Below are 1,271 nucleotides of genomic sequence, written 5' to 3' on the forward strand. Positions count from 1 at the left end.
CCGACATGGAAGTCTTCCTTCGCCTGGTCGATGTGTGCGCGGTTGTTCGTGATGACTGCACCCGTCAAGCCGTAGTCTGTGTCGTTGGCGATTTCGATCGCTTCCGTGAAGTCCTTCGCTTTCGCAAATGCCACAACCGGTCCGAAGATTTCTTCTTTCATCAGACGGTCTTCACGCTTCAAGTCTGCAAAGATCGTTGGCTGTACGAAGAAGCCAGTGGAGTTGTCGCCTTCTCCTCCTGCCATCAAGCGCCCTTCTTCTTTGCCGATTTCCACGTAGCTCATGATCTTGTCAAACGCCGCCTGGTCAATGACAGGACCCATGAAGTTGGAGCGGTCGACCGGGTTGCCGACTGTCAATTCCTTCGTCAATTCAACAACACGGTCTAGAACCGTATCGTAGACATCTTCCAAGACGATTGCGCGTGAGCACGCAGAACATTTTTGGCCGGAGAATCCGAATGAAGAAGCCACGATGGACTTCGCTGCCAACTCAAGATCTGAATCGCTGTCAACGACAATCGTATCTTTTCCGCCCATTTCTGCGATAACGCGCTTCAGCCAGATTTGGCCTTCGTTCACTTTGGACGCACGCTCATAGATGCGGACACCGACGTCGCGGGATCCTGTGAAGGAGATGAAGCGTGTCTTCGGATGATCGACCAAATAGTCGCCCACTTCCGCACCGCTTCCCGGTACATAGTTCAAGACGCCTTTCGGAAGGCCTGCTTCTTCCATGACCTCAACGAATTTCGCTGCCACGACTGGAGTCGTAGATGCCGGCTTCAAGAGAACCGTGTTTCCTGTTACGATGGCCGCAACCGTAGTTCCTGCCATGATTGCAAACGGGAAGTTCCAAGGGGAGATGACGATGCCAACGCCCAATGGAATGTAGCCGTAGCGGTTGTATTCGCCCGGGCGGCTTTCCACTTTCACGCCGTCTTTGATTTGAAGCATTTGACGCGCATAGAACTCCAGGAAGTCGATCGCTTCCGCTGTGTCAGCATCGGCTTCGTTCCAAGGCTTTCCTGCTTCTTTCGTCAATAGCGCGGAGAATTCATGCTTGCGGCGGCGGATGATCGCTGCGGCACGGAACAGGATGTCCGCACGGGATTCAGGCTTGAATTTGCGCCATGTCTGGAATGTTTCATAAGCGGTGTTCATCGCTTTTTCTGCTAAATCTTTATTGGCTTTGGACACGCGTCCAATCAATTCTTCTTTGTTTGCCGGGTTGATGGAGACGATCTTGTCGTCTGTCGTGATGCGCTCTCC

At 52.8% G+C, this 1,271-nt stretch carries 1 protein-coding gene; it reads right to left on the minus strand.

Annotation, left to right across the window (positions count from 1 at the left end; translation table 11 throughout):
• Positions 1-1,271: L-glutamate gamma-semialdehyde dehydrogenase (pruA, locus tag DFR59_RS19940; protein ID WP_114747419.1), on the minus strand; the 1,271-nt coding region annotated here is incomplete at both ends.

Origin of the sequence: Falsibacillus pallidus (assembly GCF_003350505.1) — a bacterium.
GTDB classification, from domain to species: Bacteria; Bacillota; Bacilli; order Bacillales; family DSM-25281; genus Falsibacillus; species Falsibacillus pallidus.